Below are 7,076 nucleotides of genomic sequence, written 5' to 3'. Positions count from 1 at the left end.
TTAAAAAAGTTAAAAGCTTTTCAGGAGAACCCGAATGCCTACCTCGAAAAGCACAAACAGTCTTGGCATTCGAACTCAAAGAAGAAGGGTTCAAATTAAAAGACGTGTTAGCAGTAATAGGCATACCAGAAGCAACTTATCATTATCACATTTGTCAATTGAAGAAAGAAGATCCTGATAAAGAACTGAAGGAAATCATTAGTGAATTGTTTCAAAAACATGGAAAGAGATATGGTTATCGTCGTATTCATTTAGAATTAAGAGCGAAAGGCTATCAAATAAATCATAAGAAAGTACAACGCCTCATGAGAGAGCTCGGTTTAAAGTGTGAAAAGTTCACACGTAAATCTCGTTACAAGTCTTATAAAGGAACCGTCGGTAAGGTAGCGAAAAATCGTTTAAATCGTAGATTTAATACGTCTATACCTCTACAAAAACTAGTTACAGACGTTACTGAATTTAAATGTGCTAGAAATGAGAAACTTTATTTGAGTCCAATTTTAGATTTATATAATGGCGAAATCATTTCTTACGGTATGTCTAGGAAACCAACATTAGATTTTGTGCTTCAACCACTTAATCAAACAATAGATATTATCAATAATAAAGCAACGTATCGAACGACCATCCATTCAGATCAAGGATGGCATTACCAACATAGAAAATGGATCAATACATTGAAGACAAACAGGATTTTTCAAAGTATGTCTAGAAAAGCGACATGTGCAGATAATGCCACAATGGAGAATTTCTTTGGAATTATGAAACAAGAAATGTATTACGGCGAGGCATTAATGTCTTATGATGAACTAAAACAAAAAATTGATGAATTCATTTATTATTACAATAACGAACGAATTAAATTAAAATTGGCTGGTTTAAGTCCAGTTAAATACCGAACTCAAACCAGCCAAACAGCTGTATAATTAAAACTCTAACTTTTGGGGGTCACCACCAATCGATCACTGTTTAATCTCCTTCATCTTCCTTCTCTTTTTTTTTATTCTTTTGCTCTTCCCAAATAACAAGGGTATCTCCATTTAAGGCATTAATTCTAACGGTTACATCTTGTTCGTCTTCAGTTTCAATTTCAATTAGATAATATAAGTTTCCATTAATCTCTGTATATTCAATATCATCGATGTTACCTTTTTGCTTATTCATGGCGATATTGACCGCATCGTCTTCTGTAATGGGAGTCTGTTTTTTTAACTCAAGTTGTTCATCAATTACTTGACCATTTTCAGCATCAATCTTCAGATTTATAAATTCATTGTCTGCCTCGAGTTCTACAGTGTAAAAAGGGTCTTTGTCATCTAAAAACTCAACAGAAAGTACTTCGCCAGAATAATTACCTTGTACTTGATTTAAAATCTCATCTTTTGTTAGATAGCTCTTGACGGGTTCATCTGATTTCTTAGGATCTTCGGCTTGATCTGAATCTTCCTCAGGATTATCAGTGTTTTTCCCCTGCTCACTTACACCTTGCTCATCTTTGTTGTCCGTGTTTTGTGTTGTTGTTTCTTCGTTTGATTCAGATTTGGATTCAAATTTTAAATCATCTAGTTCTCCACTTTGTTTATCGACATAAACTATATATGAACCTGACGGCAAACCAACCTTCACAGAGTAATGACTCGAATCCTCATTAACTTCCTGTATTTCACCTGAATAAGCATTTAATACGATTTGCTCTGCTTCTTCTTGTGATATTTGTTCCGCGGATGTCGTCCCAAATAAGAATTGTTGCGCTAAAACAAATACCACAACAGTGATGATCGCGCCTCCTAACATCCAGATGATTCGTTCTATCATGTTAATCCATCCTTAAACTTCTTTAATATATAGTTATGATACACATATAACATTAAAATTTAATGAGAACTCAATGAGTTTAGCCTTAGAATCACTCTAGTTCCCTTATTTTCCTCACTATCTAGATCAATTTTGATACTTAACGACTCTGCTAATTCTTTAGCTAAAGCAAGACCTAAACCTGTGCCACCTTGATCACGGTTTCGCGCCTCATCTACTCTGTAAAATCGATCAAACACTTGATCGATTGAATCTTTCGGAATACCAATGCCCTGGTCAATGATTTCGATCGTTGGTCCTTCACTTAGTTTAATTAACACTGGCACATCACTATATTTACAAGCATTATCAACAAATATATAGATCAGCTGCTTCAATTTTTGCTCATCCGTATAAAGTGTAACTGAATGAGGATAATCAACGTCCACCTTGCTGTTGTATGCTCTCTCCATATTTTTAGCTATATTTTCCAACAGTTGCCCAAGCTGAATGTTAGAAAGCTCTAATTTCCAATCCTGGTCACGTCTAGCTAAAAGTAATAATTGTTCAGTTAAATCCTTCATTCTTACAGCTTCTGTATGAATCGCATCTATAGACTCTTTAACCACTTCGGGTCTCTCAAGCCCTCTTCTTTTTACTAAACTTGCATAACTTTCAATTACTGTTAATGGCGTCCTAAGTTCATGAGATGCATTCGAGACAAAAGCTTCTTGTTTCTCATAGTTTTCTTTTAATAAGTCCATTAATTCATTAAAAGTTTGCCCCATTGTAAACAGTTCATCATTTGATTGTTTATTTAATGGAATATGTTTAAATGTTTGGCTTCTTTTAATGTCATTCATTGTTTGAATCAAGGATTGAATGGGTCTAATTATTAAGTCTGAAAGCAATTTCCCTGAGATAAAAACCGGTATTAACGCAATCGCTGTCACTAACATTAATACAAGCCTTAAAATATCTAAATTATCATCAACTGTCTTTAAGCTTTCAAATACTTGTAAATAAACCACTTCACCATTCGTCCAAATCATTGGGAATTGAACAAACCCATAGGAAATACCTGAATGAGTTAAAATGGAAGACTGTCTACCTCGTTCAAAACCAACATTAAATTTCCTAAGACTGTTTGGGACGTCTCCTGAAATGATCGATGATGTCATAAACTGTCCATCTTGATTAACAACCCTTAACATTCCATCATTGGGAACATAAAAACTCATTAAATCAATCGCTGAGTATTCATCAGTCTCTTCTCTTATGCCTGAATGAATACTTTTAGCATTGGATTCCACACGTTCTAACTCTCGATCATACGTGATATTAACGAATGTATAATAAATGGTAACTGACAATACTACGATTAGAATGACAAATACAAATGTCGAATAAAAAAAGATTTTATTTTTTAGTTTCATAAGCATCCTTCATAACATAACCGACGCCGCGAACCGTATGAATGATATCTGGGTCTTGATCGGAGTCGATTTTTTTTCGTAAGTACCTAACGTAAACATCTACCACATTAGTATCACCTATATAATCGAAACCCCAGACAGCATCTAATATTTGATCACGAGTGAGTACTTGGCGTTTATGGTTAAGAAAATATACTAAGAGATCAAATTCTCTTGGCGTAAGTTCAATAAACCTTTCTCCACGATAGACCTCTCTTGTTACTTCATTCAATCTTAAATCATCAAAACTAAGCCACTCGTCATCTTCAACTTCGTAATTTGTTTGTACCTGTCTTAAAGCCGCCCTAATGCGTGCTAATAACTCTTCAATTTCAAATGGTTTAGTTATATAGTCGTTAGCTCCTAAATCTAAACCTGTTACTTTATCTTCCGTCGACCCTTTTGCTGTCAGCATAAGAACAGGGGTTTGGTGATCATTTTTCCGAATGCGTCTGAGAAGTTCAACCCCGCTCATTTCTGGAAGCATAATATCTAATAAAATTAAATCCCAACTTTGTGAACGATATAATTCTAAAGCATCATAGCCAGAATGTGCTTTAGTAACACTATACCCTTCATAAGTTAATTCTAACTCTAGAACCCGTGCAATTTTTTCTTCATCTTCTATAACTAAAATTTTTGTGTCTGACATCCAAACACCTCTTTCAAGTCTCACGTCTAAATATTCACTCAAATGTATGATACCATATATCTAGAGAGGAGTGGGAATATGGCCAATTGCCCTTACTGTGGTGAAAAATTATCATATAAACGACTATTACCCATTTCATGGAAATCTAGAACAGGAGTGGAATGTCCTAACTGTCATCAAACTTCTTATAATTCAGCCGATATGAGGAAAAAAAGTACATTAATCGTGCTTATTATTCCTTTGTTATTAATTATAAAAGATTTATTTAATATAGCATTTCCATTTATGTACGGTATTTTCTTTATGTTAATTGTAGGATTTATCTTAGCATTACCATTGTTTGTTAAGTTAACAAAAAAGGAAGAACCATTATGGTAAATGAACAAGGCACTATTTTATTCGATGGTGTTTGTAATTTATGTAATGGTCTTGTTCAAATCATTTTAAAACGAGATCGTCATAATCGATTTCAATTTGCTTCGTTACAAAGTGATGCGGGAAGAGACATCCTAGAGCGGTATAAACTAAAAAACGACTTAGATACCTTTGTTTACATTAAAGGTAATAAAGCTTATACCAAATCCTCTGCAGCCTTAAAAGTGTTTAAGGATTTAGGTGGCTTATGGAGGCTTTTATATACTTTAATAATCCTGCCTAACTTCTTAAGAGACCCTGTTTATAATTGGATTGCTCGAAATCGGTATAAATGGTTTGGAAAACAGGATCATTGTATGATGCCAAGGCCAGAATACAAAGAGAAATTTTTAGATTAAAACAAAACGAGGGTGGGACAAAAGAAAAATAGCTTTTCAATAAACGAATATTGAGTGTAATTAGCGTAGTCAAAATGCAAGACTCCTGGTCGGCTAAGGTCGGCCACGTCCTGTGGCCAACGCCGACACTAGATCGTCCAGATCGTCGCAGAACAGCACGAGCTGAAAATCACGCAAAACGAACGGGAGTGAGTTTGGGGAAGCCCGCGCCGTGCCTGCGGAAAGCGAAGCATTTTGACGCAGCTAAAAAATGAAGACGAATATTAGGGATTGATCTCTCCTCTAATATTCGTCTTCTTCTAGATTAATACATATTTTGTCCCAGCCTCGCTTCATTTTATTTTGCAATAAATAATTGCGTCCAGTATGGCGACATATTACCACTTGGTTCATACCCAATACCAATGTGCGTGAACGAATCATTTAAAATATTTTTACGGTGTCCTTCACTATTCATCCACTGTTTCACAACTTCTTCAGCAGATTTCTGCCCTGCTGCAATATTCTCACCAGCAGCTGTATAATTAACACCAAATTGTTCTAACATATCAAATGGTGAACCATACGTTGGCGACGTGTGACTGAAATAACCATTATCAGCCATGTCAACAGATTTTGCTTGTGCCGCTTCATTAACTTTTCCAGCAATTTCTAGAGGATCTAGACCCTGCTTTTCTCGTTCTTTGTTCGTCAAATCAACGACTTGCTGTACAATTTGTCTTACATCGGTAGGCTGTTGACCCTGGTTATTTTGCGCATTTTGCCCATTTTGATTTTGCTGGCCTTGTTGTGCTTGCTGTCCCTGTTGATTCTGCTGGCCTTGTTGTTGTCGATCTTCAGTTGTTTGACCACGATTATCATTTTCAGTTTCATTATTACGATGATTAAAATTAAAACCACGATCAGACTCATAAGGGAAATTTACATTACCGTCATTATTACCATCAAAAAACGGAAAATCATTACGATCTCTTCCCTGTGTTCCATATTGATTTTGATCACCTTGATTATTATTACCAGGGCCAAAACCCACTTGTTCAAGATTGTCATTATTATTGTTTGGATCTACACTTTGATCGTTGTTATTACAGCCAGTTAATATCCCAGCAAATAGTATTAAAACAAAAAACCATTTTATGTGATGTTTCATGTTTAACCTCCTTTTTATTTTATCAATTTTAGTTTAAATCGGAGGCAAAAAAATATGCTCCCAATAAAAGGGAGCATTGGTATTAACCATGTAAAATTTCTTCCAAAACTTTTTGTACTTGATAACCTTCTTCAAAAGAAATTAATTGATATTCTTTACCATCTAATGCATTTGCTAGTTCATCTAATAGTGAAAGTTGTTGATTGGCTTCTTTTTTTACTTTCTCTTTATCATGATCTTTTGTACGTAAAATCAATTCACGCCAATTTCTCAGTTCCAAAACGGCTTTAGAACCAAATATTTTATATGACATGTGTTCTTTTTGACCAATATTGCTAAGTCCATTAAATAGAACAGGTACGTCATTTATATTTAATTTTACTACAAAACCATTTTCTGATTTTAACGAATCATGTGGGTAGTCTACAAATGAGTGCTCAAGTTCAGGCAATCCCACTAATCTTGATGTGAGATGTAAATAATGAGGTCCAATTTCTCTTATAAATCCGCCTTGCTCTCTTGTACCAATCCAGCTGTTTTGTTGCCAAGCTCTAGGCCATTCTGGAAAGTACATATGAAATTCAACTCGTTTAATTTCACCTAAGACTTGTCTTTCAACCATGCTTTTCATCATTGAAAACTCATCCTGATACGGAAGAGGAAAGTTCATAGCATTAATAACGCCTTTATTTTCTGCTGCTTCATACATTTCATAAGCTTCTTCCGTGCTATTCGCGAGTGGCTTTTCACACAAGATATGCTTACCATACGAAATAATATTTAAAGCAATTGGATGGTGAAGTTTTGGCGGTACAGCTAAATAAATTAAATCGATTTGATCATTTTTTAGAAGGTCACTGTGCGATTGATAAACTTCTCTTTCTCCATATTTCTCCTGAATTTGTTTTAAACGATCCGAGTTTGGTTCGCAGTAAGCGACAACTTCAAAACGGGGATGTACTATAAACTGTTTAAGGATCCGTTCTCCAACGACGCCTAATCCAATGATTCCTACTTTAAATGTTTGGTCCATATCGTATTCACCTGCTACTTTTTTCTTTTATTATGGCATACTTGATCTCGATTTGTGTATACTTTAAAAATATAATAATTGCGCGATTTGGTTAAAGTAAATATCCGCCCGTAGAACGGGCGGTTTTAGTTTCGCCCTATAAGGGCACATTACCAACATGCCCCTAAAGGGGCTTTTTTAATGACCGTCAACCGTTTAA

Annotated in this window: 8 protein-coding genes; 3 read left to right on the top strand and 5 right to left on the bottom strand. The window is 35.0% G+C overall.

What is annotated here, in order from left to right; genetic code table 11:
* On the top strand, nucleotides 1–926 hold a 926-nt coding region (locus ACFSW4_RS00685; RefSeq protein ID WP_377326804.1), incomplete at its 5' end, for an IS3 family transposase.
* A gap of 43 nt (nucleotides 927–969) precedes the next feature.
* Here the strand turns inward: ACFSW4_RS00685 and ACFSW4_RS00680 are convergent.
* Genes ACFSW4_RS00680 through ACFSW4_RS00670 form a run of 3 tightly spaced genes read right to left on the bottom strand, consistent with a single transcriptional unit; the run spans nucleotide 970 to nucleotide 3,921 of the window.
* A complete protein-coding gene (locus ACFSW4_RS00680) occupies nucleotides 970–1,815 on the bottom strand; it encodes a PepSY domain-containing protein (RefSeq protein WP_377326802.1) in 846 nt (281 codons plus the stop codon).
* A gap of 59 nt (nucleotides 1,816–1,874) precedes the next feature.
* A complete protein-coding gene (locus tag ACFSW4_RS00675) occupies nucleotides 1,875–3,230 on the bottom strand; it encodes a sensor histidine kinase (RefSeq protein WP_377326800.1) in 1,356 nt (451 codons plus the stop codon).
* Nucleotides 3,214–3,921: a response regulator transcription factor gene (locus ACFSW4_RS00670; RefSeq protein ID WP_377326798.1), complete on the bottom strand. Its 708-nt coding sequence runs from the start codon at nucleotides 3,919–3,921 to the stop codon at nucleotides 3,214–3,216. The genes ACFSW4_RS00675 and ACFSW4_RS00670 overlap by 17 nt, the downstream gene beginning before the upstream one ends.
* A gap of 78 nt (nucleotides 3,922–3,999) precedes the next feature.
* On the opposite strand from ACFSW4_RS00670, the gene ACFSW4_RS00665 reads away from it, so the two are divergent.
* Both ACFSW4_RS00665 and ACFSW4_RS00660 read left to right on the top strand, forming a co-directional pair.
* The gene (locus ACFSW4_RS00665) at nucleotides 4,000–4,299 is read left to right on the top strand and encodes a TIGR04104 family putative zinc finger protein (protein WP_377326796.1); all 300 of its coding nucleotides are present in this window, start codon (nucleotides 4,000–4,002) and stop codon (nucleotides 4,297–4,299) included.
* Nucleotides 4,293–4,694 (top strand): thiol-disulfide oxidoreductase DCC family protein, encoded by a 402-nt coding sequence (locus tag ACFSW4_RS00660; RefSeq protein WP_377326794.1) that lies wholly within the window; start codon nucleotides 4,293–4,295, stop codon nucleotides 4,692–4,694. The genes ACFSW4_RS00665 and ACFSW4_RS00660 overlap by 7 nt, the downstream gene beginning before the upstream one ends.
* Nucleotides 4,695–5,031: 337 nt before the next feature.
* Here the strand turns inward: ACFSW4_RS00660 and ACFSW4_RS00655 are convergent, their stop codons facing one another.
* On the bottom strand, nucleotides 5,032–5,844 hold the full coding sequence (locus ACFSW4_RS00655; RefSeq protein ID WP_377326792.1) for a CAP domain-containing protein: 813 nt from the start codon (nucleotides 5,842–5,844) through the stop codon (nucleotides 5,032–5,034).
* An 82-nt stretch (nucleotides 5,845–5,926) separates the two neighbouring features.
* The gene (locus ACFSW4_RS00650) at nucleotides 5,927–6,877 is read right to left on the bottom strand and encodes a Gfo/Idh/MocA family protein (protein ID WP_377326790.1); all 951 of its coding nucleotides are present in this window, start codon (nucleotides 6,875–6,877) and stop codon (nucleotides 5,927–5,929) included.
* Nucleotides 6,878–7,076 lie beyond the last annotated feature (199 nt).

Source organism: Piscibacillus salipiscarius, assembly GCF_042685285.1.
GTDB lineage: Bacteria > Bacillota > Bacilli > Bacillales > Alkalibacillaceae > Piscibacillus > Piscibacillus salipiscarius.
This window is presented reverse-complemented; position numbering and strand designations above follow the sequence as displayed.